The organism is Cryobacterium sp. TMT2-4 (assembly GCF_004402575.1).
GTDB classification, from domain to species: Bacteria; Actinomycetota; Actinomycetes; order Actinomycetales; family Microbacteriaceae; genus Cryobacterium; species Cryobacterium sandaracinum.
The window spans coordinates 122,688-146,254 of sequence record NZ_SOGE01000001.1 but is presented as its reverse complement, the minus strand read 5'-3'; the positions used below and the strand labels follow the sequence as shown (position 1 = coordinate 146,254).

Sequence of the window (23,567 nt, the reverse complement as noted above, 5' to 3'; positions counted from 1 at the left end):
TTCATAGTAGTAGCCGAAGTTGGCTCCCGTCGCAGTGAACCGCGGTCACACAGGAAAGCCCCTGTCAGGAGTCGTTGTTACTTTGCTTCAATGACGCCCATCATCCCGTTGTCCTCGTGATCGAGGATGTGGCAGTGATAGACAGTCCGTCCGGCGAAGTCGTCGAAGGCGATGCGGACCTTCACTCGTCCCCCTGCCGGAACATTGACAACGTCTTGCCGAACCACCAACTCGACCGCCCTGCCATTTTCCTCAACGAGCTGCATTGGCCAAACGTGCAGGTGCAGGGGGTGGTCCATCTGGCTGGTGTTTGTCAGGGTCCATTCTTCGATGCTGTCGGCCTGAACCGTGGTGTCTGTTCTGTCCGCATCGAACACCTCTTTATTAATGGTGAAACTCATCATCGAGCCGCCCCTCATCCCGCCCATTCCCATCCCGAACGTGAGCTCGCGACGCGCCGTCACGGGCCGCGAACGAAGATCTGGGGGCACGGCCTGCTCGGGGACTGCGGACAGGGCGGTCATCGCATCACCGGACACCGTTAGTGTCGCCACTGAAAAGCCGCGAGGGTTGCTCTGAGCGTCCTGCCCGCTTGGTCCAGCGCCGCCGCCCATCATCCCGCCCATCATTCCGTTCGGGCCGCCGCGGTCGTAGGGCAGGGTCTGGAAGATGGATGTCCCTGAGACAGCGGTAACCAGGAGGTCCGCTCGGTTGCCGGGTAACAGCACTACCTCATCGACGTCGCCGGGGGTCTGGAACCGTCCCGAGTCGATGCCGAGGAGTTGTAGTTCCTGCCCGTCGAGACGCAGCCGCAGGTACCGGGACACACAGGCGTTGACGATGCGCCAACGTTCGCGTTCCCCCGGACGGGCGGTCATCACCGGATTCACCTGCCCGTTGACCAGAACGAGTTGTCCTTCCCGTCCCGCCATCTGTTCCGACGGCGTGACGGGAGGGATGCGGCCCAGGCTGTCCAGTGTGATGTCTGAGATGACGAGCACGCGCTCTCGCGTTGCCCTGATGGGCGTGGGGTCCTCGACAATGATGGCCCCGTAAAGGCCGCCGAAGACCTGATCGGCGACGAACCCGTGGTGGTGCGGGTGATACCAGTACACTCCCGGCGGGTGATCAGGCGGCAGCTGATATTCGTAGTCGAATGACTCTCCGGCCTTCACGGTCACGAACATGTTGTCGCCGTTGTCCGACGGAGAAACATGCAATCCGTGCACGTGCAGGTTGCTCGGATCGTTGAGGCCGTTGTGCAGGCTCACATTGAGCGTGTCGCCCGCCTGAACGCGTAGGGTAGGCCCCGGCACGCCCCCGTTATAGCTCAGCACGGTGGCACCGCGACCGGAAATCTTCACGTCCCCCGGTGCAGCATCCAGGCGTACCTTGAGGCGGCCATCGGCGCTACGCAGCTCGGGCGGCTGAACCAGTGGATCCCCGGAGGGCGCCCCAAAGCCTGAGCTGGTGGCCGAAGGCGATGCTGTCTGCTGGCTCCAGAGAAGTCCCGCTCCCCCGGCAACCGTGCTCGCCAGCCCGAGGCCACCGAGCGTGAGAGCGCTTCGACGGCTGAGAGGCTTCACCGCTTATCCTCGCCCAAGACTGCGCGCTGTTCGCGGTACTGCTCTGCGGTCAGCTCACCCCTGGCGAAACGTTCATCCAGTATCTGGCGCGCGCGGCCTAGCCCAACCTCTCCCCCCTGTTTCCGCCCGACACTACGATCGCCAGAAAACAGCCGAACCATGAGCACGACCAGCAACGAGATACCGACAATTGTCAGCAGCCCGAAGAGCCAGTACAGCCCCATACTTCCTCCATAGCCCCACATCATGATCCGACTCCTTCGACTCATATTTCGAGAATAGACACTGCCGCAAGCATACCCCTTGGGGTATTTTGGACAATCAAACGGCGTGCACCACTCCCCCTTTTCAGGCGGTGCATCCTCCCGGAAGGGGTAGTCGTTCAGTGCGCCTCAAGCCGTCACGGCGAGCAGCGAACGACAAGCGAGCCGTGAGCCGGTAGAAGCATTCCGGAATACTATCTATCCTAGTAGCGTTGCCTGATTAACGACCCAGAGGCCCTACGACAGCCTCCCACCGACGAGGTGGATCGCCCCGATCGTATACCCCCCATGGGTATAGGGTTAGAGTGTTCGACACGGAGATTGTCGCTGTGAGGCCGATTCTTCAGAATGGAAGATTCACATGACTCAGGAAGCCGAAACTACTGTCCTCGAAGTGCAGGGCGTTCAATGGGCATCCTCGCGAGCGATCGTTGAGTCGGTGCTCGCCCGCCGCCCCGGCGTGTTGAGCGTTGATGCGAATCCGGTAGCGCAAACCGCGAGCGTGACCTTCGATCCCAGGCAGACCTCCGTCACTGATCTGGCGGCATGGGTCCGGGAATGCGGTTACCACTGCGCTGGACGCTCCGTGCCCGATCACATCTGCGATCCGGTGGCGTCATCCGTCACCGACCACACCGAACATGAAATGAAGACCGGACAACCGCCTCGAACCATGCAGGAGACCATGGGGCATGGTGGCGCGCACGGCGACATGTCCATGGCCGGCATGATCCGGGACATGCGCAACCGGTTCATGGTGGCGGTGATCCTGTCGGTTCCGATCACCCTGTGGTCGCCGATCGGCCGCGACGTTTTCGGTTTCGCGGTTCCTGCCCCGTTCGGGCTGCGGGATGACGTTTTCGCGTTGATCCTGTCTCTGCCGGTCATTTTCTATTCGGCTTGGATCTTTTTCGATGGGGCCTTCCGGGCGCTGCGGGCTCGAACCCTGGACATGATGGTTCTGGTAGCCGTCGGTGTCGGAGCGGGCTGGCTCTATAGCCTGTCTGTCACCCTTACCGGTGGTGGGGAAGTTTTCTACGAGGCTGCGACCGTTCTGACCAGCTTCGTCCTCCTGGGCCACTGGTTTGAAATGCGTGCCAGGGGCGGCGCAAACGACGCCATCCGCACGCTGCTCGAGTTGGCACCGTCGATGGCATTCGTCATCCGCGACGGGGAACCGGTTGAGGTCCCGACCGCGGAGGTTGTCCCGGGCGACCTCCTCCTGGTTCGGCCCGGAGCAAAAGTTCCAACTGACGCCGTCGTAGAAGACGGTGAGTCCGACATCGACGAATCCATGGTCACCGGGGAGAGCCTTCCCGTCGCCAAGAGCATCGGATCCAACGTGATCGGCGCCACAGTGAACACCACCGGAACCCTTCGCGTGCGGGCGACCAAAGTCGGCGCCGATACCGCACTCGCGCAGATCGTGGCCCTGGTTCAGGAAGCACAGAACTCCAAGGCCCCCGGACAACGGCTAGCCGACCGCGCGGCCTTCTGGCTTGTGCTCGTAGCCCTCATTGGCGGCAGCGCCACCCTGGGTGCGTGGCTCTTGGCCGGCGCGAGCCTTCCTACCGCGATCCTCTTTGCGATCACCGTCGTCGTCATCACCTGCCCGGATGCGTTGGGCCTGGCGACACCGACCGCCATCATGGTCGGCACCGGCCTGGGCGCCAAACGCGGTGTCCTCTTTAAAACTGCGACCGCGTTGGAGACTTCAGCTCGAATCGACACGGTCGTCCTGGACAAGACGGGAACTCTGACCCGGGGCGAACCAGAGGTGACGGACTTCATTGCTGTTGGGATGGATGAGGTCGAGTTGTTGGCCCTTGTCGCTGCAGTGGAACGGGAGTCCGAGCATCCGCTCGCCGCAGCCGTCGTCAGTTACGCCGTCGGGCGCGGCGCGACTGCGTTGGAAGCATCTGCGTTCCGCAATGTTCCGGGACATGGTGCCGGCGCAACAGTCGCAGGACGCCAGGTGTTCGTCGGCAACCGCAAACTCATGGTCGCCCAGGGCATCGATATTGATCCGGTGTCCGCCCAGCGTCAGACGTTGGCCGCCACCGGACGGACGGCGGTCCTCGTCGCCGTCGACGGGAAGGCCGCTGGGGTCATCGCCTTGGCTGACGCCGTTCGAGAGACCGCGGCGGCCGCCGTTGTCGCTCTTCACGAAGCGGGAATCGAGGTCGTCATGCTCACCGGCGACAATGAGGCGACCGCGCAGCGGGTCGCATCCATGCTCCAGATCGATGTTGTGATCGCCGAGGTGCTCCCGGAAGACAAGGCCGCGAAAATCAAGGAGCTGCAGGCGTCCGGCAAGCGAGTCGCGATGGTCGGCGACGGAGTCAACGACGCTCCGGCCTTGGCACAGGCGGACCTGGGCATCGCCATCGGGGCGGGGACGGACGTCGCCATCGACACGGCGGACGTAGTCCTGATGCGGTCAGACCCCCTCGACGTCCCCATCGCCCTGCGCATCGGGAAAGGCACCGTGCGCAAAATGCGCCAAAACCTCGGCTGGGCGGTCGGCTACAACGCGATCGCGCTCCCCATTGCCGCCGGCGTTTTCTTTCCGACGTTCGGCATCCGGCTCAGTCCGGAAATCGCCGCCATCTCCATGTCCGGCTCCAGCGTCATCGTCGCGGTCAACGCGCTGCTGCTCAAGCGGCTGCGCCTCCCGCGACAGCCCGAGAGCACGACGGCCACCACATCGGCTGACGGAGCAGGGAATGACGTCGGAGTTTCAGCCTGATCTGGCGCCGGCCCGCAGGGGTACCACGACCGCGAATCTGGCTCCCTGCCCTGTCCCTCCCGACGAGGCCGTCACGTCCCCGCCGTGCGCACGCGCTATTTCCCGGGCGATCGTGAGACCGATCCCTGATCCGGCGGAGCGGCGGGCCTGTCCGGGCACACGGTAGAACCGCTCGAAAACACGGTCTGTGTCCTCCTCGGCCAGGCCCACTCCCGTGTCGATCACGACGACCTCACCACGGCCGTCGGCGCCGTGCGTCGTGATGGTGACCGCACCGCCCGCCGGGGTGGCGAGCAGGGCGTTGCCGAAAAGGTTGGTCAGAACCTGGGTGATCCGGTCCGGGTCCACGTGCACGGGCAGCGGCGTGGCGACGTTGAGTGTCAACGTCACGCCCGAATCTTCGAATTGCGGAGCGAGCCGGTTGGCCGTGCGGCGAGCAAGATCGGCCAGGTCGGCATCGACTGGATGCAGGTCGAGCCGCTGTTCTTGAGCGCGCGACAGGCTGGACAGGTCATCGGAGAGGCGATGCAGGCGGCGCAGTTCCTCGCTGAGGGAGGCGAATGTGTCGGGGCTGGCGGTGAACACGCCATCGATCAGCCCCTCGACGTAGCCGTCCAGAACGGTCAGTGGGGTTCGCATTTCATGCGCAACCTCCCCGAGCAGCCGGGTTCGCCGTGACTCGGTATCGGCCAGGGCCTGGGCCAGCGTGTTGACGTCTGTGGCCAGCGCTGCGAGTTCTGGCTCGGAGGGGACGGGGACCCTGCCTCCGTATTTTCCGGCAGCGATCAGTTTGGTCGCGGCCCGCACAGCGTTGAGGGGGCGAAGTAGGCGCCCCGTGACTGCCGCGGCGACGAAACCTGCGGCGATGACGCTGGCCAGTACCCCGACGATCAGCGAGGTCGTGAGCGCGGATAGGAAGGCGGAGCGCACGCTGGTCGCGTCCATGGCCCCCATCGACATTCCGGTGCCCTCACTGTCCATCATCATCCCCAGCCGGTCTTCGAACAGTCGAGGAGCGAGCAGCGAGATCGTCAGATAAGCCACCATGCCGCCGACCACGGCAATAGCGGCATAGGAGATGAACAGGCGCAGCGAGAGGCGCATCTTCATCTGGGCCCGGCCACAAACTTGTAGCCCACGCCCCGCACCGTGGCGATCAGGTGTGGATCGCCGGCATCGTCGCCGAGTCGTGCGCGCAAACTGCGGATGTGAACATCGACGACCCGTTCGTCGCCGTAGAAATCGTAGCCCCAGACTTTTTTAAGCAGTTGTGCCCGGGAAAACACCCGCCCGGGCTCGGTTGCGAGTGCGGTGAGAAGATCAAACTCCAGGCTCGACAACCCCACGGAGACTCCATTCGCCTCAACCTCTCGGTGGGCGGGTTTGATGGACAAGCCATCGAAGCGAAGCAGGGCGTCTCTGTCGGTTCGCTCATCCCGATTGTCACGACGGAGCATTGCCTTCACTCGAGCCGTCACCTCGCGCGGGCTGAATGGCTTGGTCACATAGTCATCCGCACCCACACCGAGCCCCACGAGCTTGTCGACCTCCTCCGCCCTGGCCGTGACGAGGATCACGTACGCGTCGCTGAAGCCTCGCAACTGCCGGAGAACCTCCAGCCCGTCGATCCCCGGCAGCATTACATCCAGCAGCACGAGAGCGGGAGGGTCCTTATGGAGCACCGCAAGCGCCTCGGCGCCGTCCGCGGCCTCCGCTACGTCATAACCTTCCGCTTCCAGGTAGCCGCGCAGGACCGTCCTGATCTGCGCCTCGTCGTCGACAACCAGGACCTTCTGCATCGCTCACCCCTTTTCTTCTGATTATCGCCGTCCGGCGGCACGGACTCTGCACTGCGCCCCAGGGACTCGGCGAGGGAGGACCAACTCAGGCCTTACCTCTCGAGCACCTGCAACCGTTCTCGGTATTCCGTTTCATTCAATTCACCCTTCGCGAAGCGATCATCGAGTATTTGACGCGCTGGACTGCGCTCGCCTTGTCCGCGGCTCAGCGGAGTAGTCCCGCGGAACCCTCCGCGTTCAGTTTCGTCAGCAAAAGCCCGCACAACCCAGACAACAAGGAGGATGACTGCGACGAGCATGAGCAGCCCTACCGGCCATCCCCACGTCATGTTGTATCCGTTTCCCCACATCATTTCTTCTGCTCCTTCAGTTTCTGTTTATTTTCGTACATCCAGGCAGCCCGTGGACCGCTCCGCCTGTTCAGGAGACGGTCAGGTCCGCGCCATTCCCAAGCCCATCCCTACGCCCATCCCTGCGCCCGAGTGCATACCGACTCCCGAACCCATGCCCATCCCCTCACCTGGGGTGTGGGTCGCGTTCAGCATCGGGTCAATGCGGCTCCTCATCTGTTCTACGGCTGCCTCCCCGTCATCAGATGACAGAGTGGTGTTGGAGTCGAGAGTGGTCCTCTGCTGCGAGAGAATTACGTCTTTGAGCCCAGAAACCGATTTTCCCTGGGCTTCAGCGACATCCGCGAGGGACCCACCCGACTGGACCCGGTCCTGCAGCTCCGTCCGACTCAAGCCGAGGTAGCTCGCGATCGCGACCATGGGCGAACTCTGCCCGAATGCCATGCCGGCCAAGTGGCCTGACCGGTGCTCGCCAACTGACGACGAGGTCGTCGATGGTGGCTGGGAAATAGCCCCATCACCGGTAGATGCCTGCGCCGCGGCAACACCGCCCGTGACAAGCGCTCCGACAAGCCCGAGTCCCGCAACACCAGCGGTCACGTTCTTCCGATTGAATTTCATCAGTCTCAACACCTTTCGCGTTCAGCCACCAAGTTGGTGTCTACACACCAGCATGCAGACCGCGCATGAAGCTCCAGCCCCCGAGCATGTGAAGGTTTGATGAAACGCGCTGGCCAGGCTCATACCGATCCGCAAAGCGCATGCCGACGGTCGTTATGCGTCGATTCCTGGCACCAGCGGCGCAGCAAACCATCCTTCAACTGATCGAGTCATCGTCTGAAAATCAGATTGTCCACCGCATCCCGACAAGCCGGGAAAGACATCGCAGTGTGCACCTTGGCGCTGCGGGCTGAACGCCGAACGGCGTCGAGTGTCAGTCCGGTTGCGTCGTGACGAAAGCGAATCAACCCGGGCGGCGAAACGCCGCTGCAGCCCCGCATGGAGCTTGTGATAGTGGTTCTAAACACCGGAGCGGGCCCGGGCCAAGGGGAGAGGATGGGCGATGGGTGATATCGCCGCGAAATCCTGCACCTGTTACTGCTGGGGTACCTGGACTCGAACCAAGAACAACTGAACCAGAATCAGTCGTGTTGCCAATTACACCATACCCCACTGCCTGTTCCTCAGAACGGACCGACTCGTAACTCTAACCCACTCAGAGTGCCGGGACAAACCCAGAGCCGAAATCATCGCCGGCTCGAGCCGATTGCCGGGGCAGACCCCGAGGGGCCCGACACCGCGCGGCCAGTCACTCGAGAGTGGTGGCAGCCAGACGTGCAAGACGCAGCACGGACTCCGCCTTGCCCAGGATCTCCATCGACTCGAACAGCGGCGGCGAGATGCGCCGGCCGGAGACCGCGACCCGCAGGGGGCCGAAGGCCACGCGCGGCTTGAGCGCGAGCCCGTCGATCAGCGTCTCGGTCAGGGTGGTGTGCACGCGGTCGTGCGTCCATTCCGCTTCGGGAATGTCGAGCAGCGCTGCCGTGGACGTGGCGAGGATCTCGCGCGTGTTCTGCGGGAGCGAGGCGAGGGCATCCGGCTGGTAGGCCAGCGAGTCGCCGCCGATGAACAGGAAACCGAGCATGCCGGGTGCCTCGCCGAGCAGGGCGATGCGTTCCTGCACTAGCGGTGCGGCGGCCTCGAGAATAGCCTGCTGCACCTCGCTGAGTGGTTCGGTCACGTCGCCGGCGGCCACCAGGTACGGGATGACCCGGGCGGCGAAATCGGCCGGGTCGAGCAGCCGGATGTGGTCGCCGTTGAGCGACTCGGCCTTCTTGAGGTCGAAGCGGGCCGGGTTCGGCAGCACGTCGACGACGTCGAACGCGGCGATCATCTCATCGATCGTGAACACGTCGCGGTCGCTGGAGAGGGACCAGCCGAGCAGCGACAGGTAGTTGACCAGTCCCTCGGGAACGAAGCCGCGGGCGCGGTGGTGGAACAGGTTGGACTCAGGGTCGCGCTTGGAGAGCTTTTTGTTGCCCTCGCCCATGACGTAGGGCATGTGCCCGAAACGCGGCACGAACGTGGCCAGTCCGATGTCGATCAGCGCGTGGTACAGGGCGATCTGGCGCGGCGTGGAGGAGAGCAGGTCTTCGCCGCGCAGCACGTGGGTGACGCCCATCATGGCGTCGTCGACCGGGTTCACGAACGGGTACAACGGATGCCCGTTGGGCCGCACGACGACGAAGTCGCTGAACGAGCCGGCCGGGAAGGTGATCTCGCCGCGAACCAGGTCGTCGAAGGAGATGTCCGTGTCGGGCACCTTGAGGCGGAGCGCCGGCGAGCGGCCCTCTGCACGGAAGGCCGCCTTCTTCTCATCGCTGAGGTCGCGCTCGAAGTTGTCGTATCCGGCCTTCGGGTCGCGGCCGAGGGCGACGTTTCGCACCTCGATCTCCTCGCCGGTGGCGAAGCTCTCGTAAATGTGACCGGACGCCTTGAGCTGCTCGATCACGTCACGGTAGATGTCGTAGCGCTCGGACTGGCGGTAGGGAGCGTGCGGTCCGCCGACCTCGACGCCCTCGTCCCAGTCCAGGCGCAGCCAGTGCAGCGCGTCGAGGAGCTGCACGAAGCTCTCCTCGGTATCGCGGGCCGGATCGGTGTCTTCGATCCGGAAGATGAACGTGCCGCCGGTGTGCCGGGCGTAAGCCCAGTTGAAGAGCGCCGTGCGGATCAGACCGACGTGCGGCGTTCCGGTCGGCGAGGGGCAGAACCGAACGCGAACGTCGGTGCCGGTGGCAGTGGAAAACGGGTGCGCAATTGTCTCAGACATCACCCCCGATTCTAGTTGCCTCCGGGTGAGGGCGCGGGTGGGGATACGGGTGGCGCCGCGGGTGGCGCGTCCGGTCCGGCCAGCGCGGCGAGCCGGCGCAGGGTGACGGCAATGGCCGCCACGCCCGCGGACCCAGTGACCGTGACCGTGTGCAGGGTGCGGTGGTCGCGGCCGCGGGTGGGCCGGATGGCGACGAGAGGCTGCGCGCCGACGGAGTCGAGGGCAAGCGCGGGCAGCATCGCCACCCCGATGCCGGCCGCCACGAGGCCGAGCACGGCGGCCGCGTTGTCGGTCTCGTAAGAGATGCGGGGCGTGAAACCGTTGTGACCGCAAAGCTCCAGCAGGTGGCCGCGGCACCGAGGACATCCGCCGATCCAATTCTCCTCGGCCAGGTCGCCGAGGTCGACTGCGCTGTTTTTGGCCAGGGCGTGTCCGGCCGGCAGCACGAGCATCATCTCGTCCCGGCGGAGCCGGGTCACGACGAGGCCCTCGGCGCTGTCCCGGTGAGGGTCGACCCGGTCGCCGGGGTAGCTGAACGTGATCGCCAGATCGGCCTGGTTCTGGCGCACCAGAGCCACGGCTTCGGGCGGCTCGGCCTCAAGGTAGGTGACGCTGACTCCCGGATGGCGGCGCTGCAGGTCAGCGAGCAGGCGCGGCACAATGGTCGCCGAGGCGGAGGGGAACGCCGCCAGACGCACCCGGCCCGCGCGCAGGCCGCGCAGCTCGGACAATTCCCCCGCGGCGGCGTCCAGGGCCCCGCTCACGATGGCGGCGTGCCGGGCGAGCAGCCGGCCGGTCTCGGTGAGCCGCACGCCGCGGCCGATGCGTTCGATCACGGCCATCCCGATGCGCTGCTCGAGCCGTCTAAGCTGCTGGCTCACGGCGGGCTGGCTGTAGCCGAGCGCCGCCGCGGCCGCCGTGATCGAGCCGCAGTCGGCGAGCGCACCCACGACGCGCAGCATGGTGGAGTCGAGTTCGGGCTGGACGATGGCGGGCACGAAGTGATCATAACTGATGCTTATGGATTGCCTCAGCTACTGGTTATTGTCAAATGAATAGGCCGGTCGCATGCTGGAGAAATGATCCAGAGCGACTCTTCCGCGTCCCGTTCGACGCTGCCGGCCCGTATCGGCGTGCGCGAGGCGCGCGAGCGGTTCCGGGGCGGCCGCGGCTATCTGGCGGCCTGCACGCTCGGGCTGCCGACCCGGGAAACGGAAGCGGCCCTGCGCCTGGACGCCGACGCCTGGGCGCTGGGCACCGCGTCGGCGGCGGGGTACGCCGCCGTGGTCGAACGGGTCCGGCACGCGTATGCCAGACTCGTCGCTGTTCCGGTGAGCCGGGTCGCGATCGGGTCTCAGGCGTCCGTGCTGGCCGGCCTGCTCGCCGCGAGCGTTCCCGACGGCGCCGAGGTGCTCTGCGTCGATGGCGATTTCAGCTCGATGGTGTTCCCGTTCCTCAGCCAGGCGCACCGCGGGGTCACCGTGCGGCACCTGCCTCTGGCCGAGCTGGCCGTCGGGATCACCGCCGACACCTGGCTTGTGGCGTTCTCGCTCGTGCAGTCCGCCACCGGTGCCGTCGCCGACACCGCGGGGATCGTGGCCGCCGCCCGTGCTTACGGGTGCTTCACCCTCTGCGACACGACGCAGGCCGCCGGGTGGATGCCGGTGGACGCATCCGTCTTCGACGCCTCTATCTGCCACAGTTACAAGTGGCTCTGCGCCCCGCGCGGCGTGGCCTTCCTGACCGTGGCCGAGCGGCTGGCCGTACTGCTGCACCCGGTGCAGGCGGGCTGGTATGCCGGCCGGGACCCGTGGGCCTCCTGTTACGGACCGGACATGAACCTTGCGGCTGATGCGCGCCGATTCGACGTCTCCCCGGCCTGGAACTCCTGGGTGGGCGCCGAACCCGCACTGGAGCTGTTCGGGCGGCTCGACCTGTCGACGGTGCGCGACCACGCGGTGGCGCTGGGCGACGCGCTCTGCGCCGGGCTCGGGCTCGCCCCGGCCGGGCAGTCGATCGTGACCTGGCCGGATGCCGACGGCACCGACCTTGAACGCCTCACCCGGGCCGGTCTCACCGCGTCGCGCAGGGCCGGGCGGGCCCGCGTCGCCTTCCACCTGTGGAATGACGAGGACGACGTCGCCGACGCCCTGCGCGCCCTGCGTCCGTAGCCGGGTCACGACGGGCGCGACCGCAGGGCCTGCTCGGCCAGAGGGCCTCGCGGCGACTCGACTACTTCTGTGCGGTGACGGCGGTGATGATCGCGCCGGCGAGAGCAGCGGAGGAAGCCGGATTCTGGCCGGTGTACAGGTTGCGGTCGATCTCCATGTGCTCGGCCCAGGCTGCGCCGGCGACGAAGTCGGCGCCCAGCGCGACCAGGCGGCTCTGCACGAGCCACGGCGCCTTGGGGGCGAGGCCGCCGAGAGTCTCCTCCTCATCGGTGAAGCCGGTCATGCGGTAGCCGGTGAAGGGCCAGCTGCCGTCGGCTCGCTGGGCGGCGAGCATGGCGGCCGGGGCGTGGCAGAGCACGCCGAGAATCGTTCCGGAGTCGAGGGCTTCGGTCATGATACGTCCGGAGTCGGCGTCGACGGCCAGGTCCTCCATCGGGGCGTGGCCGCCGGGGTAGAAGACGACGTCGTAGTCGGCGACCGTGATGTCACTAATCGAGCGGGGCTCGTCGAGTTCACTGCCGATGGTGTCGAGGTAGGCGACGATGGCCGCGGCCCGGTCTTCCCCGCCGGCCGCCTGGGGTGCCAGGCTTCCCGCGTCGATGGTGGGGGCGATGCCGCCGGGCGTCGCGATGGTGATCCGCCAGCCGGCCTCGGTGAACAGGCGGTGCGGTTCGGCGAGCTCTTCGGCCCAGTAGCCGGTGGGGTGCAGGCTGCCGTCGTTGAGGGTCCAGTGATCGGCGGCGCTGACGACAAAAAGTACGGAATTCATGGGTTCTCCAGAGTGTGTGATCGTGTGAAATGGATGCTGTCGGGAAAGTCAGACGTTCGTGCGGACGACCATCTTGCCGGTGTTCTCGCCACGCATGAGGCCGAGGAAGGCGTCGACCGCGTGGTCGATCCCGTCGACCACGGTCTCGTCGAAGACGACGTCGCCCGCGGCGAGCCAGCCGGCCATGTCGGCCGAGAACGCGGGGAAATGCTGCACGTAGTTGCCCACGATGAAGCCCTTGAGGGTCAGCCCGCGACCGATCATGTTCGCCAGGTTGCGCGGGCCGCCGGTCGCCTCGGTGTTGTTGTAGACGGAGATCGCACCACAGAGGGCGGCGCGTCCGCCGTCGTTGAAGCTGGCCAGTGCCGCCTCGAGGTGCTCGCCGCCGACGTTGTCGAAGTAGACGTCGATGCCGTCCGGAGCCGCGGCGGCGAGCTGCTTGGCGATGTCGCCGTCCTTGTAGTTGAAGGCGGCGTCGAAGCCGTACTTCTCGGTCAGCAGGGCGACCTTCTCGGCCGACCCGGCGGAACCGATCACGCGCTTCGCGCCCTTGAGACGGGCGATCTGGCCGACCATGCTGCCTACGGCCCCGGCCGCGCCGGAAACGAAAACGGTGTCGCCTTCCGTGAGCCCGGCCACCTCGAGCAGGCCCACGTAGGCGGTGAGTGCGGTCATGCCCAGCACGCCGAGGTAGGCGGAGAGAGGCACGCCGGGGATTTCCGGGACGACGCGGAAGCCGGAGGCCTCCTCCTGTACCAGGTCGCGCCAGCCGAACTGGTGCACGACCACGTCGCCGACGGCAACCGCGTCAGAGGCGGATGCGACGACGCGGCCGACGGCCCCGCCCGTCATCGTCTCGTTGAGAGCGTAGGGGGCGGAGTAGGACTTGGCGTCGTTCATCCGGCCGCGCATGTAGGGGTCGACCGAGACGAACTCGTTGGCCACGCGAACCTGACCGGGGGTCAGCTCGGGCAGGTCGATGCGGATGGTGCCGAAGTCGGCATCCGTTGGCCAGCCGGTGGGGCGGGCGACAAGCTGGATCTGGGTGCTGGTGATGGTGATGGACGAGGCCATGGCGGCTCCTCTGCTTCTTTGTAACGAATGTTTTAATATATTGTGTACTGAGCGATACACAAAACCACTCACAGCGAAAACGGAGGAAACACCATGGGGCGGCTGCAGAGTTTCGAGCGCACGACCGTCGTCCAGGCGGCCAGGGACCTGTTCTGGGACAAGGGCTTCGAGGCTACCTCGCTCGCCGACCTCGAAGATGCGACCGGTCTCCGGCGATCCAGCCTCTACCATGCCTTCGGCAGCAAGCGTGGCCTGTTCGACGCCGCCGTCGAGGACTACCAGGCCTCCGTCATCCGCCCGAGATTGCGGACCCTGACCGGGCCGGGGATCGGCCGGGCCTCGCTGCTGGCCTACTTCAGCGAACTCAGGTCGGCGGTCTCCGCCCTGCCGGAGGACTCCCCGCGCCGCGGCTGCCTGCTGGTGAACTGCGCCGCAGGCCTCGCCGGGCACGACGACTTGGCCCGCCAGGTCGTGGAGGGCTACCGGTCCGAGCTGACGGACACCCTTCAGGACGCCCTCCGGGCGGCCGGGACCGCGGCCGGAGGAAGCGCGCCGGAACGCGCCCGCACCCTGGCTTCGCTCGGCATGAGCGCCATGCTGCTCGCCCGGGTCAACGCGACCGAATCGGTGGCGTTGCTGGATACGGCGACGGAGCAGATCCGGTCCTGGTTTCCCGTGCACGCCGCAACCGACGCCTGACGATCAGGCGCGCCGCACCGGATTCGTCAGCACGCCGATGCCGGCGATCTCCACCTGCACGGCGTCACCATGCACGACGGAGGCGGACCGGTCTGGGGCACCCGTCAGAATGACGTCGCCCGGCAGCAGGGTGAACACGCTGGAGACGAAGGAGATCATCTCAGCAACGGTGTACTTGAGCAGCGTCGCATTGCCCTTCTGGAAGACCTCGCCGTTGATGCGGGACTCGATGGTCAACGCGGTCCAATCGTATTCGGTGTCGATGACCGGTCCGAGCGGGCAGAACGAGTCGAAGCTTTTGGCCCGTGTGAGGTCGCCGTCGCGCTCCTGCAGATCGCGGGCGGTGACATCGTTTGCTACCGTGTAGCCCCAGATGGAGTCCTCGGCGGCGTCGACGGACACGTTGCGGGTGATCTTGCCGATCACGATCGCGAGCTCGCCCTCGACGTGCACGTTGTCCGTGGACACCGGCACGGTGATCGGGTCGCCGGGGCCGACGACGCAGGTGTTCGGCTTGAGGAAAAACCTGGGCTCACCGGGCGAGCGGGCCGCGGTGGACTGCTCGGCCGCGTCGGCGAAGTAGGACCACGCCATGCCCACGATCTTCGACCGCGGGATCACCGGGGCGAGCAGCTTCACGTCGCGCAGGGCCACGCGCTCCCCGGACGGGTCATAGCCCGCGAACATCGGGTCGCCCTTTAAAACGACGATCTCGTCGTCGTCGACGATGCCGAACGAGATGCGTCCCTCGTGACTGAACCGTGCGATTTTCACGCGGGTCCCACCGGGGCGTCGAGCCGGGTGAGCCAGCCGTGGCGGTCGGGCAGGCGGCCGTACTGAATGTCGGTCAGCTCCTGGCGGAGCGCCATCGTGATCTGGCCGGCCGGACCATCCGGGTCGCCGATGGAGAGGTTCGGGCCCTTGAGCTGCGAGATCGGGGTGACGACGGCGGCCGTGCCGCAGGCGAACACCTCGGTGATGGCACCGGATGCGACACCGTCCTGCCATTCGCCGAGGGTCACGTCGCGCTCCTCCACGGTCAGGCCTCGGTCCCGGGCGAGCTGGATGATGCTGTCGCGGGTAACGCCCTCGAGGATCGCGCCGGTCAAGCGCGGGGTGACGAGCGTGTCGGTGCCATGAACGAAGAACACGTTCATGCCGCCGAGTTCGTCGATGCGGCTGCTGGTCTCCCCGTCGAGGAAGAGCACCTGGGCGCAGCCGTTGTCATAAGCCTGCATCTGAGGCAGCAGGCTGGCGGCGTAGTTGCCGCCGCATTTGGCCGCGCCGGTGCCGCCGCGGCCGGCGCGGGAGTACTCGGTCGAGAGCCAGATCTTGATCGGGGCCACACCGTCTGCGAAGTAGGCGCCGGCCGGGCTGGCGATCACGTAGTAACCGACCTGGTGCGCGGCCCGCACGCCGAGGAAGCTCTCGTTGGCGATCATGAATGGGCGCAGGTAGAGGCTGGTCTCCGCAGCGGAGGGCACCCAGTCGCCGTCTACGGCCACGAGCTGCCGGATCGATTCGATGAAGTCGGCCCCGGAGAGTTCCGGCAGTGCCAGGCGGCGTGCGGAGCGCTGCAGGCGCTCTGCATTCTTCTCCGGGCGGAAGGTCCAGATCGACCCGTCGGCGTGACGGTAGGCCTTCAGCCCCTCGAAAATCTCCTGGCCGTAGTGCAGCACCGAGGAGGCCGGGTCGAGGTGCAGCGGACCGTAGGGCATGACCCGGGCGTTGTGCCAGCCCGCGTCGAGGGTCCAGTCGATGGCGACCATGTGGTCGGTGAACTTCTTGCCGAAGCCGGGATCGACGAGGATCTCTTCGCGCTCGATCTTCGTGCGGGCCGCGGTCGACGGCGTCAGGCTGAATTTCAGCGGGAAGGTGGCGGTGCCGGATGTCGTCGGGGGCGCTGGCTGGCTCATTGGATTCCCTTGTCTGTCAGTCGAGTCACGATGGCGTCGCCCACGGCGCTGGTGCTCCGGGGTGTGTCGAGAGCCGCCCGGGCCACGATGTCGGCGGTCACGGCGGCAGTCACCCGGGCCGCGGCATCCGTGAGTCCGAAGTGCTCCAGGAGTAGCGCCACCGACAGGATGGCCGCCGTGGGGTCAGCCAGTTGTTTGCCCGCGATGTCCGGTGCCGAACCGTGTACCGGCTCGAACATGCTGGGGAACCTGCCCTCAGGGTTAATGTTCCCGGAGGCCGCAAGGCCGATGCCGCCGCTGATTGCCGCCGCGAGATCGGTGAGGATGTCGCCGAAGAGGTTGTCCGTGACGATGACATCAAATCTACTCGGATTTGAGACCAGGAAAATCGTGGCCGCGTCGACGTGCAGGTAGTCGACGGTCACCTCGGGGTATTCGGCTGCGACGGCGGTGACGATCCGCTGCCACAGACTACCCGCGAAGACGAGCACATTGGTCTTGTGCACGAGTGTGAGGTGGCGGCGGGGCCGACCCTGGGCCTGGGCGAAGGCGTAGCGCACCACGCGTTCGACGCCGAAGGCCGTGTTGACGGAGACCTCGTTGGCCACCTCGTGCGCGGTACCCTGGCGGATCGCTCCGCCGTTGCCCACGTAGGGACCCTCTGTGCCCTCGCGCACGACGACGAAGTCGACGGTGCCCGGAGACGCCAGCGGGCTGGGCACGCCGTGGTAGAGAACGCTCGGGCGCAGGTTCACGTAGTGGTCGAGCGAGAAGCGTAACTTGAGCAGCAGGCCGCGCTCGATATTCGCGTTGGCGAGGCGGGGGTCCCCCGGCACGCCGCCGACGGCGCCGAGCAGGATGGCGTCGTGGCCGGCGATCGCCGCGAGGTCGTCATCGGTCAGCACATCGCCGGTTTCCAGGAACCGTGCGGCGCCGAGGGAAAACCAGGTTGCGTCGAAGGTGACGTCGTCGGCAGACGTGGCCGCCTCGAGAACCTTGACCGCTTCGGCGACGACCTCGGGGCCGATCCCGTCGCCGGGAATGACAGCAAGCTTGATGAGAGGGGACATTCGACTCCGTATGTCTGAAAGTTGGCTGTAGATAAACCCTACTGCGACGCAACGAGTGTCTAAGCTGGTCAACTCCTGACAACCAATAGAAAGCAGTTTCGCATGAGTCTCGGATTGGGAATCTTCCTTCTTGTCGTCGGCGCCATCATGGTGTTCGCCCTGAACGTGACCGTCGAGTGGATGGACATCGAGCTGGTCGGCTACATCCTGATGGGCGCCGGTGCTGTCATCATGGTCATCGGCATCGTCTTGCTGACCCGCAAGCGCAGCAGCATCACCACGACCCGCAGCGCCGTCGACCAAGCGAGCGGGGAACAGGTCACGTCGCAGAAGCGTTCCGTCGACGACGTCTAGGTCGACGTCCGTCGTGCCGGGGCCCGTGTCGAGGTCGACACGCGCCCCGGCACCGGCCTGCGCCGGCGGCGGCCCGGGTGATCAGGTCGCCTTACGCAGGGTGACCAGCGCCACCAACGCCGCCGCCAGCACGAGAATGGTACCGATCCAGGCCGTGGGCCCAATTCCGCTGGTGAAGGCATCGCGGGCCGACGAGAGCAGCACGTTTGCCAGGCCGGAGGGCAGCCCGTCGGCCATGGCCACCGCACCGCCGAGGGTCTCCGCCGCCGCCGCGCTCTGCGCCGCGGTGAGGGCCTCCGGCAACACGACCGCACTGCGGTACGACGCCGTCAGGATGGTACCGAGGATGGTCGTGCCGAGCACGGCGCCCAGTTCATAGGCCGTCTCGCCGACAGCGGATGCCGCCCCCATCTTGGCCGCCGGGGCGTTCGCCACGATCAGTTCGTTCGAGACCGTCTCGGCCGCGCCGATCCCGATCCCGAGGGCCACGAAGACGAGCGCGATGCCGACCGCGTCGAGGTCTCCCCCGCCCAGGGCGGCGGCCGCGTAGCCGACGGCCGAGATCAGCAGTGCCACCGGAACGACGATCGACGGCCGCACGCGCCGGGCGATGGGCACGATGACGAGGCCGGACACGATCATCGCCGCCAGTCCCGGCACGAGCACCAGACCCGCCTCCAGAGGCGAGAGGGCCAGTACGAGCTGCAGGTACTGGGAGACGAAGAACAGGCCGCCGACGAGAGCCACGACGCTCAGCAGGTTGACGCCGATCGCCCCGCTGAAGGCCCCCTGGCGGAACAGCCCGAGGTCGATCATCGGGTGCGTCAGCCGGGGCTGGCGGCGCACGAAGACCACGCCTGCGGCGAGTCCGAGCACGATCGGGCCGAGCGAGAAGGGCGTGGGTCCGTGCTCCGCCAGGGCCTTGATCCCGTAGACGACCGGCAGCATGGTCGCCAGCGAGAGCGCGATGCTCGGCGCGTCGATGCGTCCGGGGTTCGGGTCGCGGGACTCCGGCACGAGCAGGGGCCCGAGAACCAGCAGCGGCAGGAGCAGCGGCACCGCGAGCAGGAAGACCGAGCCCCAGGCGAAGTGCTCCAGCAGCACGCCGCCCACCACGGGGCCGAGCGCGCTGCCTGCGGCGAAACCGCTCGCCCAGATCGCGATCGCCAGCCGCCGCTGGTTGCGGTCGGTGAAGACGGAGCGGAGCAGCGACAGCGTCGGCGGCATCAGCATGGCGCCGAAGAAGCCCAGCACGGCGCGGTCGATGATCAACCACTCGACGCTTGGGGCGAAGGCGGCCACCACGGAAACGGCGCCGAACCCGGCGGAGCCGATCAGCAGCAGCCGGCGGCGCCCGATCCGGTCACCGAGGCTGCCCATGGCCACTAGGAGGCCGGCGAGCATGAGCGGGTAGATGTCGATTACCCAGAGCAGCTGCGTGCCGGTCGGCCGCAGGTCCTCGGAAATGGCCGGCAGGGCGAGGTTGAGCACCGTGTTGTCGATCGAGACCAGGAGCACGGGCAGCATGAGCACGACGAGCGCCCACCACCGGCGGCGGGGGCTGAGCACACGGCTGACGGCGATGACGGGGGTGGTCTCTCGGACGGTATTCGACACGGGAACGACTTCTTTCGGCTCCAGGGACGGATGCTGCACCGTCCAGACGGTACAGTATACCGTCCAGACGGTATAGTAGCACCATGAGCTCTAAAACCGCAGCCCCGGCCCGGAACGTGCCCCGCCTCTCCCCCACGCGCGATCGCATCCTGGACGCGTTCGCGCACCTCCTGATCGACCAGGGCGAGCGGGCGGCCACCCTCGAGGCGGTGGCGGTGGCGGCTGGCCTTTCCAAGGGCGGCCTGCTCTACCACTTCGGGTCGAAAGACGCGCTCGTGGAGGGACTCCTGGCCCGGCTCGACGCGCTCGTCGCCGACGATGTCGAACAAATTCGAGCGGCCTCGGCCGGAGCGGTCGACTACCTGATCCGCACGTCGATGAGCGAGGGGACGGTGCTCGACCAGTCGATCGGTGCGGCCGTCAGGCTCGCGCAGGGGGCACATCCGTTGGCCAATGCGGCCCTGGCCGCAACCCGACGCCAGTGGCTGAGCGTCATCGAGGAGGCGGTGGGAGACCCGGACGTGGCCGAGGTGATCATGCTCGTCAGTGACGGGCTGTACTACGAATCCACCCTCGCGAGCCCCGGCCAGCCTGCCGTCGATGACACATCGACGACGAGGTTGGACCGGTTGCTCGCGGTGATCGGGCGGATGACCGACGGAACTGCTATTCGGTGATGGAGATTTCGATCATGGCCTCGGCCGAGATCGCGTCGCGCACCGTGGCCAGCAGGCTCGCCGGAACGGGCGAGTCGACCGTCAGTACGCTCAGGGCCTTGCCGCCAGCCACGTGGCGGGCGATCTGCATGCCCGCGATGTTGATCTGGGCGTCGCCGAACTCGCGGCCGTAGACGGCCACGATTCCCGGACGGTCCGTGTAGAGCATCACGATCAGGTGGTCGTCGAACGGAACCTCGACGTCGTAGCCGTTGATCTCGACGATCTTCTCGATTTGCTTGGTGCCGGTCAGGGTGCCGGACACCGATACCTGCGAGCCGTCCGCGAGGGCGCCACGCAGCGTGATGACGTTGCGGTACTCCGGCGACTCCTTGTCGGTGATCATGCGCACCGCGACGCCGCGCTGCTCGGCGAGCAACGGCGCGTTGACATAGGACACGGTCTCGCTGACGACATTGGTGAAAATGCCCTTGAGCGCGGCGAGCCGGAGCACGCTCACGTCATAGTCGGCGAGCTCGCCGCGCACCTCGACGTCGACGCTGGTCAGCGGGCTGTGGGCGCCGAGACCGGAGAAGACCTGGCCGAGCTTCTCCACCAGCGGGATGCCGGGGCGCACGTAGGGGTCGATAACGCCTCCGGCGACGTTGACCGCGTCGGGGACGAGCTCCCCCGACAGGGCGAGGCGAACCGACTTGGCGACGGAGACCCCGGCCTTTTCCTGGGCTTCGTCCGTGGAGGCGCCGAGGTGAGGCGTGGTGATGATGTTGTTGAGGCCGAGCAGCTTCGACCCGGTCGGCGGCTCGTTGACGAACACATCGAGGCCGGCGCCGGCGATCGTGCCGGCCGTGAGGGCGTCGTAGAGGTCGTTCTCGTTGATGAGGCCGCCGCGGGCCACGTTCACGACGAACGCGGTGGGCTTCATCAGCTTGAACTGTTCGGCGCCGATCATGCCGTTGGTTTCGGGCGTCTTGGGCATGTGGATGGTGATGAAGTCCGACTGTGCAAGGAGCTCATCGAGGCTGACCGGAACCACGCCGAGCTGCTGGGCGCGGGCGGAGGTGATGTAGGGGTCATAGGCGATGATGTTCGTGCCGAAGGCCTGCATCCGCGCCGCGATGAGGGCGCCGATGCGGCCGAGGCCGATGATGCCGATGGTCTTTTCGTAGAGCTCGACGCCGGTGTACTTGGAGCGCTTCCACTGCCCCTGCGCCAGCGCGCCGTGGGCGGCCGGGATGTGACGGGCCAGGCTGATGATGTGCCCGACGGTCAGTTCTGCGGCGGAAATAATGTTGGAGGTCGGGGCATTGACGACCATGACGCCCGCAGCCGTGGCCGCTTTAATGTCGACGTTGTCGAGGCCGACGCCCGCGCGGGCGATGACCTTCAGTAACGGTGCGGCGGCGATTGCCTCCGCGTCCACCTTCGTGGCGGAGCGCACCAGAACGGCATGCGCCGTGGCCAGTCCGGCGAGTAGCGCGACCCGGTCAGTGCCGTCTACGGAGCGGACCTCGAAGTCGGGCCCGAGGGCGTCGACGGTGGCAGGCGATAATTCTTCAGCGATTAGGACAACAGGTTTTGACACGAAAACGGATCCTCCGATTGCAGCAGAAAAGCATGGCTTGCGCCGCGACCGTGGGGCGCCAGATATGAAATCACTCTATCGGCTGGAGAATAGGGCCATGAGCAGCGTTACATTCCCCGACCTCCAGTTCGCCGTGCGCATCGTGCTGGCGGTGGTCTTCATCGGCGCCGGCATCGCACATTTCGTGCCGGGTGTGGCGCGCACGATGAGGGCGATGATCCCGCCACGGCTGCGAACGACCGGGATGCTTCGCCCCGGCAACCTCGTCATCCTCACCGGAGTCTGCGAGATCGCGGGCGGGCTCGGACTGCTGTATCCACCCACGATCGTGACGGCCGGCGTCTGCCTGATCGTGTTCTTGGCGGCGATCTTCCCCGCCAACGCCTTCGCCGCGCGCTACCCGGACCGCTTCGGCGTGGCCGCGATCCCCCTCGTGCCGCGGCTGACCGGGCAGCTCGTGCTGATGGGGCTGATCGTCGTCGCGATCGCCTGAGCGCTAGGCGACGCCGTGCACCACAGGCGGAGCGCCCTGCCCGGTGTCGAACCAATTCGACGGAGATTTTGGGTCAAACACCCGTTTTTGAACCCAAACGCGCTGTTGAGAGCAACATCTCCGTCGAATTCGTTCGGGACACCGAGCGGCAGGGCCAGGCGAGCAAGCAGGGCCAGGCGAGCAGGCAGGGCCAGGCGAGCAGGCAGGGCCAGGCGAGCAGGCAGGGCCAGGCGAGCAGGCAGGGCCAGGCGAGCAGGCAGGGCTAGGCGAGCAGGCTGCCCGCGCCGAGGGTGAAGATGTTGGCGGCGATCGCGGCGTTCAGACCCAGGCCGGCCAGGAACAGGGCAGCCTGCGCGGCGGGTCCGCGTGAGCGCCCGATCCACGCGGCAAGCACGAAGACGAGGAGCGGGCCCAGGATGCCGACGAGGAGCACGAAAATACCGAGTCCGCTCAGCTGGGTGTCGAGGCTTTGAGCCAGGATGTTGAGGCCGACGAGGTTGCCGACGCCCTCCCAGATGTCGTAGGCATAGCAAAGGCCGAACAGGATCGCGATGCCCGTCGACAGCCAGCGCGGGGTGCGCCGCCGGGATGAGGGAACGGTCGCGGGCGTGGTCACCGGTGAATCGGTCATGCGATGACCCCCGGTCCGGAGATGAACGGCAGCGGGGCGAGCAGAACGACTCCGAGGAGTAGCCAGCCGATCCGGGCTCGGGGATGCGTTCTGGTCAGCCAGAACGTCACCGCGAACCAGACCGCGGGAGCGGCCACGGCCAGCCAGAGACCGAGGGAGAACATGAACTCGGACAACTCGTCGGCGGGCGGGGTCTGGATGCGGCCCACGCCGATGAACCAGCCCACCGTGTAGAGCAGATATATTCCGCCGAAGATTCCGAGCGAGACGAGCGCCAGGGAACTCGTGGCCGTGCGGGTCAGGGCGGCGTCGGCCGCCGCCTTCGCCGCGACAGCGGATGCCGGACCGGCCACGGTCCATCCGTCCGGCGGCGCGACGGAACCGGTCTCGGTACCGGCCGCGGTGCCGGTGTCGGTTTCAGAGCCGGAGCCGGAACCGTCGCCGGTCGTGACGAAAGCGCCCGAATCCGGCTCGGCGGGCCGTGCGGTCGCGCCAGACTCGTCGCCGGAGACGAGCGTGGGGTCGTCGTCGCCGGCCCAGCCCAGAGCGTCGTCCCGGTTGTCGTCACCGGAGTGTCCAGAAGTCATGAGACCAGCGTACCGAGGCGCCGCCCGGGCGGCGCACACTTCCGGCTGATCACGACTTTCAGTGCCTTGGTTTCCGCCGCGCGGGAGAAGGTGTCGTACGCCTCGAGGATCTGGTCCATCCGGAACCGATGCGTGGTCAGCTTGTCGGCTGGGATCTTCTTCTGCGCGACGAGCCGGAAGACGGTGTCCGGGGCCGAGGCGCGCTCGAGCTTCGCGGCCGTGACCGTCTCCCCCGCCGGGCCGTCGGGGCTGCCATGAACCGGCTGCGAATGGGGGTCGTGTCCTGTGCGAACCGGCAGGCCGGGTTCATCCAGGGGATCAATGGTGACCACCCGGACCGGACGTGGCAA

At 66.6% G+C, this 23,567-nt stretch carries 24 protein-coding genes and 1 tRNA gene; 6 read left to right on the top strand and 19 right to left on the bottom strand.

The features are described 5' to 3' along the window. Positions 1-77 precede the first annotated feature (77 nt). Together E3O54_RS00725 and E3O54_RS00720 are read right to left on the bottom strand one after the other, a co-directional pair. Entirely contained in the window at positions 78-1,586 is a 1,509-nt protein-coding gene (locus E3O54_RS00725; protein WP_134341794.1) for a multicopper oxidase family protein, read from the bottom strand. Next, positions 1,583-1,834 (bottom strand): SHOCT domain-containing protein, encoded by a 252-nt coding sequence (locus tag E3O54_RS00720; protein ID WP_134341795.1) that lies wholly within the window; start codon positions 1,832-1,834, stop codon positions 1,583-1,585. Before E3O54_RS00720 ends, E3O54_RS00725 begins: the two co-directional genes overlap by 4 nt. Before the next feature lie 376 nt (positions 1,835-2,210). Here E3O54_RS00720 and E3O54_RS00715 point away from each other — a divergent pair, with 376 nt between their 5' ends. Continuing rightward, positions 2,211-4,598 carry a cation-translocating P-type ATPase gene (locus tag E3O54_RS00715; RefSeq protein ID WP_134400723.1) on the top strand — a complete coding sequence of 796 codons (2,388 nt, stop codon included), beginning with the start codon at positions 2,211-2,213 and terminating at the stop codon, positions 4,596-4,598. On the opposite strand, the gene E3O54_RS00710 is transcribed toward E3O54_RS00715, so the two are convergent. From E3O54_RS00710 to E3O54_RS00680, 7 genes are all read right to left on the bottom strand, one after another. Further along, positions 4,590-5,708, bottom strand: a complete 1,119-nt coding sequence (locus E3O54_RS00710) for a cell wall metabolism sensor histidine kinase WalK (protein ID WP_104102917.1) — start codon at positions 5,706-5,708, stop codon at positions 4,590-4,592. The two genes, E3O54_RS00715 and E3O54_RS00710, sit on opposite strands and share 9 nt — an antisense overlap. Further along, complete coding sequence (locus E3O54_RS00705) at positions 5,705-6,397, bottom strand: response regulator (protein WP_104102914.1); 693 nt, start codon at positions 6,395-6,397, stop codon at positions 5,705-5,707. The genes E3O54_RS00710 and E3O54_RS00705 overlap by 4 nt, the downstream gene beginning before the upstream one ends. Positions 6,398-6,489: 92 nt before the next feature. Continuing rightward, positions 6,490-6,750: an SHOCT domain-containing protein gene (locus E3O54_RS00700; protein WP_134371676.1), complete on the bottom strand. Its 261-nt coding sequence runs from the start codon at positions 6,748-6,750 to the stop codon at positions 6,490-6,492. A gap of 78 nt (positions 6,751-6,828) precedes the next feature. Beyond that, entirely contained in the window at positions 6,829-7,167 is a 339-nt protein-coding gene (locus tag E3O54_RS00695) for a hypothetical protein (protein ID WP_134400722.1), read from the bottom strand. Between the two features lie 681 nt (positions 7,168-7,848). After that, positions 7,849-7,920: transfer RNA gene (locus tag E3O54_RS00690), tRNA-Gln, on the bottom strand. Positions 7,921-8,056: 136 nt separating this feature from the next. Then, positions 8,057-9,577: a glutamate--tRNA ligase gene (gene gltX / locus E3O54_RS00685; protein WP_104102905.1), complete on the bottom strand. Its 1,521-nt coding sequence runs from the start codon at positions 9,575-9,577 to the stop codon at positions 8,057-8,059. Positions 9,578-9,588: 11 nt separating this feature from the next. Then, positions 9,589-10,575 carry a LysR family transcriptional regulator gene (locus E3O54_RS00680; RefSeq protein WP_233191521.1) on the bottom strand — a complete coding sequence of 329 codons (987 nt, stop codon included), beginning with the start codon at positions 10,573-10,575 and terminating at the stop codon, positions 9,589-9,591. A gap of 81 nt (positions 10,576-10,656) precedes the next feature. On the opposite strand from E3O54_RS00680, the gene E3O54_RS00675 reads away from it, so the two are divergent. Beyond that, positions 10,657-11,748 carry an aminotransferase class V-fold PLP-dependent enzyme gene (locus tag E3O54_RS00675; protein WP_134341799.1) on the top strand — a complete coding sequence of 364 codons (1,092 nt, stop codon included), beginning with the start codon at positions 10,657-10,659 and terminating at the stop codon, positions 11,746-11,748. Positions 11,749-11,809: 61 nt separating this feature from the next. Here the strand turns inward: E3O54_RS00675 and E3O54_RS00670 are convergent, their stop codons facing one another. Both E3O54_RS00670 and E3O54_RS00665 read right to left on the bottom strand, forming a co-directional pair. Then, complete coding sequence (locus E3O54_RS00670) at positions 11,810-12,517, bottom strand: type 1 glutamine amidotransferase domain-containing protein (RefSeq protein ID WP_134341800.1); 708 nt, start codon at positions 12,515-12,517, stop codon at positions 11,810-11,812. Between the two features lie 48 nt (positions 12,518-12,565). Beyond that, the gene (locus E3O54_RS00665) at positions 12,566-13,591 is read right to left on the bottom strand and encodes an NADP-dependent oxidoreductase (protein ID WP_104102898.1); all 1,026 of its coding nucleotides are present in this window, start codon (positions 13,589-13,591) and stop codon (positions 12,566-12,568) included. A 93-nt stretch (positions 13,592-13,684) separates the two neighbouring features. On the opposite strand from E3O54_RS00665, the gene E3O54_RS00660 reads away from it, so the two are divergent. After that, entirely contained in the window at positions 13,685-14,290 is a 606-nt protein-coding gene (locus E3O54_RS00660) for a TetR/AcrR family transcriptional regulator (protein WP_134371682.1), read from the top strand. A gap of 3 nt (positions 14,291-14,293) precedes the next feature. Here the strand turns inward: E3O54_RS00660 and E3O54_RS00655 are convergent, their stop codons facing one another. The 3 genes from E3O54_RS00655 to E3O54_RS00645 are packed head-to-tail and all read right to left on the bottom strand — an operon-like array spanning position 14,294 to position 17,276. Beyond that, entirely contained in the window at positions 14,294-15,064 is a 771-nt protein-coding gene (locus E3O54_RS00655) for a fumarylacetoacetate hydrolase family protein (RefSeq protein ID WP_104102895.1), read from the bottom strand. Next, positions 15,061-16,206, bottom strand: a complete 1,146-nt coding sequence (locus tag E3O54_RS00650; RefSeq protein WP_134400721.1) for a branched-chain amino acid aminotransferase — start codon at positions 16,204-16,206, stop codon at positions 15,061-15,063. Before E3O54_RS00650 ends, E3O54_RS00655 begins: the two co-directional genes overlap by 4 nt. After that, the gene (locus tag E3O54_RS00645) at positions 16,203-17,276 is read right to left on the bottom strand and encodes a 3-isopropylmalate dehydrogenase (protein ID WP_134341803.1); all 1,074 of its coding nucleotides are present in this window, start codon (positions 17,274-17,276) and stop codon (positions 16,203-16,205) included. Before E3O54_RS00645 ends, E3O54_RS00650 begins: the two co-directional genes overlap by 4 nt. Before the next feature lie 102 nt (positions 17,277-17,378). Between E3O54_RS00645 and E3O54_RS00640 the strand changes: the two genes are divergently transcribed. Then, positions 17,379-17,630 (top strand): DUF6458 family protein, encoded by a 252-nt coding sequence (locus tag E3O54_RS00640; protein ID WP_104102889.1) that lies wholly within the window; start codon positions 17,379-17,381, stop codon positions 17,628-17,630. Positions 17,631-17,711: 81 nt separating this feature from the next. Here E3O54_RS00640 and E3O54_RS00635 read toward each other — a convergent pair whose 3' ends face one another. Beyond that, on the bottom strand, positions 17,712-19,199 hold the full coding sequence (locus E3O54_RS00635; protein WP_241976704.1) for an MFS transporter: 1,488 nt from the start codon (positions 19,197-19,199) through the stop codon (positions 17,712-17,714). A 131-nt stretch (positions 19,200-19,330) separates the two neighbouring features. On the opposite strand from E3O54_RS00635, the gene E3O54_RS00630 reads away from it, so the two are divergent. Beyond that, a complete protein-coding gene (locus E3O54_RS00630) occupies positions 19,331-19,924 on the top strand; it encodes a TetR/AcrR family transcriptional regulator (RefSeq protein WP_104102886.1) in 594 nt (197 codons plus the stop codon). On the opposite strand, the gene serA is transcribed toward E3O54_RS00630, so the two are convergent. After that, positions 19,914-21,506 carry a phosphoglycerate dehydrogenase gene (gene serA, locus E3O54_RS00625; protein WP_104102883.1) on the bottom strand — a complete coding sequence of 531 codons (1,593 nt, stop codon included), beginning with the start codon at positions 21,504-21,506 and terminating at the stop codon, positions 19,914-19,916. The genes E3O54_RS00630 and serA overlap by 11 nt on opposite strands. Positions 21,507-21,603: 97 nt before the next feature. Here serA and E3O54_RS00620 point away from each other — a divergent pair, with 97 nt between their 5' ends. Then, a complete protein-coding gene (locus tag E3O54_RS00620) occupies positions 21,604-21,999 on the top strand; it encodes a DoxX family membrane protein (protein ID WP_104102881.1) in 396 nt (131 codons plus the stop codon). 262 nt (positions 22,000-22,261) lie between these two features. Here the strand turns inward: E3O54_RS00620 and E3O54_RS00615 are convergent, their stop codons facing one another. From E3O54_RS00615 to E3O54_RS00605, 3 genes are read right to left on the bottom strand one after another with little or no spacing between them, the layout of a single operon-like run. Beyond that, positions 22,262-22,630: a hypothetical protein gene (locus tag E3O54_RS00615; RefSeq protein WP_104171617.1), complete on the bottom strand. Its 369-nt coding sequence runs from the start codon at positions 22,628-22,630 to the stop codon at positions 22,262-22,264. Continuing rightward, positions 22,627-23,217, bottom strand: coding sequence for a DNA polymerase III subunit gamma/tau (locus E3O54_RS00610; RefSeq protein WP_104102876.1), 591 nt, complete (start codon positions 23,215-23,217; stop codon positions 22,627-22,629). The genes E3O54_RS00615 and E3O54_RS00610 overlap by 4 nt, the downstream gene beginning before the upstream one ends. Beyond that, on the bottom strand, positions 23,214-23,549 hold the full coding sequence (locus E3O54_RS00605) for a hypothetical protein (protein ID WP_134400720.1): 336 nt from the start codon (positions 23,547-23,549) through the stop codon (positions 23,214-23,216). Before E3O54_RS00605 ends, E3O54_RS00610 begins: the two co-directional genes overlap by 4 nt. Positions 23,550-23,567 lie beyond the last annotated feature (18 nt).

Coding starts and splice junctions, on each gene's coding strand:
- E3O54_RS00710 (WP_104102917.1), bottom strand. CDS start 5,708: ATGAAGATGCGCCTCTCGCTGCGCCTGTTCATCTCCTATGCCGCTATT.
- E3O54_RS00610 (WP_104102876.1), bottom strand. CDS start 23,217: ATGACTTCTGGACACTCCGGTGACGACAACCGGGACGACGCTCTGGGC.
- E3O54_RS00670 (WP_134341800.1), bottom strand. CDS start 12,517: ATGAATTCCGTACTTTTTGTCGTCAGCGCCGCCGATCACTGGACCCTC.
- E3O54_RS00645 (WP_134341803.1), bottom strand. CDS start 17,276: ATGTCCCCTCTCATCAAGCTTGCTGTCATTCCCGGCGACGGGATCGGC.
- E3O54_RS00705 (WP_104102914.1), bottom strand. CDS start 6,397: ATGCAGAAGGTCCTGGTTGTCGACGACGAGGCGCAGATCAGGACGGTC.
- E3O54_RS00660 (WP_134371682.1), top strand. CDS start 13,685: ATGGGGCGGCTGCAGAGTTTCGAGCGCACGACCGTCGTCCAGGCGGCC.
- E3O54_RS00715 (WP_134400723.1), top strand. CDS start 2,211: ATGACTCAGGAAGCCGAAACTACTGTCCTCGAAGTGCAGGGCGTTCAA.
- E3O54_RS00650 (WP_134400721.1), bottom strand. CDS start 16,206: ATGAGCCAGCCAGCGCCCCCGACGACATCCGGCACCGCCACCTTCCCG.
- E3O54_RS00675 (WP_134341799.1), top strand. CDS start 10,657: ATGATCCAGAGCGACTCTTCCGCGTCCCGTTCGACGCTGCCGGCCCGT.
- E3O54_RS00630 (WP_104102886.1), top strand. CDS start 19,331: ATGAGCTCTAAAACCGCAGCCCCGGCCCGGAACGTGCCCCGCCTCTCC.
- E3O54_RS00720 (WP_134341795.1), bottom strand. CDS start 1,834: ATGATGTGGGGCTATGGAGGAAGTATGGGGCTGTACTGGCTCTTCGGG.
- E3O54_RS00665 (WP_104102898.1), bottom strand. CDS start 13,591: ATGGCCTCGTCCATCACCATCACCAGCACCCAGATCCAGCTTGTCGCC.
- E3O54_RS00620 (WP_104102881.1), top strand. CDS start 21,604: ATGAGCAGCGTTACATTCCCCGACCTCCAGTTCGCCGTGCGCATCGTG.
- E3O54_RS00640 (WP_104102889.1), top strand. CDS start 17,379: ATGAGTCTCGGATTGGGAATCTTCCTTCTTGTCGTCGGCGCCATCATG.
- gltX (WP_104102905.1), bottom strand. CDS start 9,577: ATGTCTGAGACAATTGCGCACCCGTTTTCCACTGCCACCGGCACCGAC.
- E3O54_RS00695 (WP_134400722.1), bottom strand. CDS start 7,167: ATGGTCGCGATCGCGAGCTACCTCGGCTTGAGTCGGACGGAGCTGCAG.
- E3O54_RS00700 (WP_134371676.1), bottom strand. CDS start 6,750: ATGATGTGGGGAAACGGATACAACATGACGTGGGGATGGCCGGTAGGG.
- E3O54_RS00615 (WP_104171617.1), bottom strand. CDS start 22,630: ATGACCGATTCACCGGTGACCACGCCCGCGACCGTTCCCTCATCCCGG.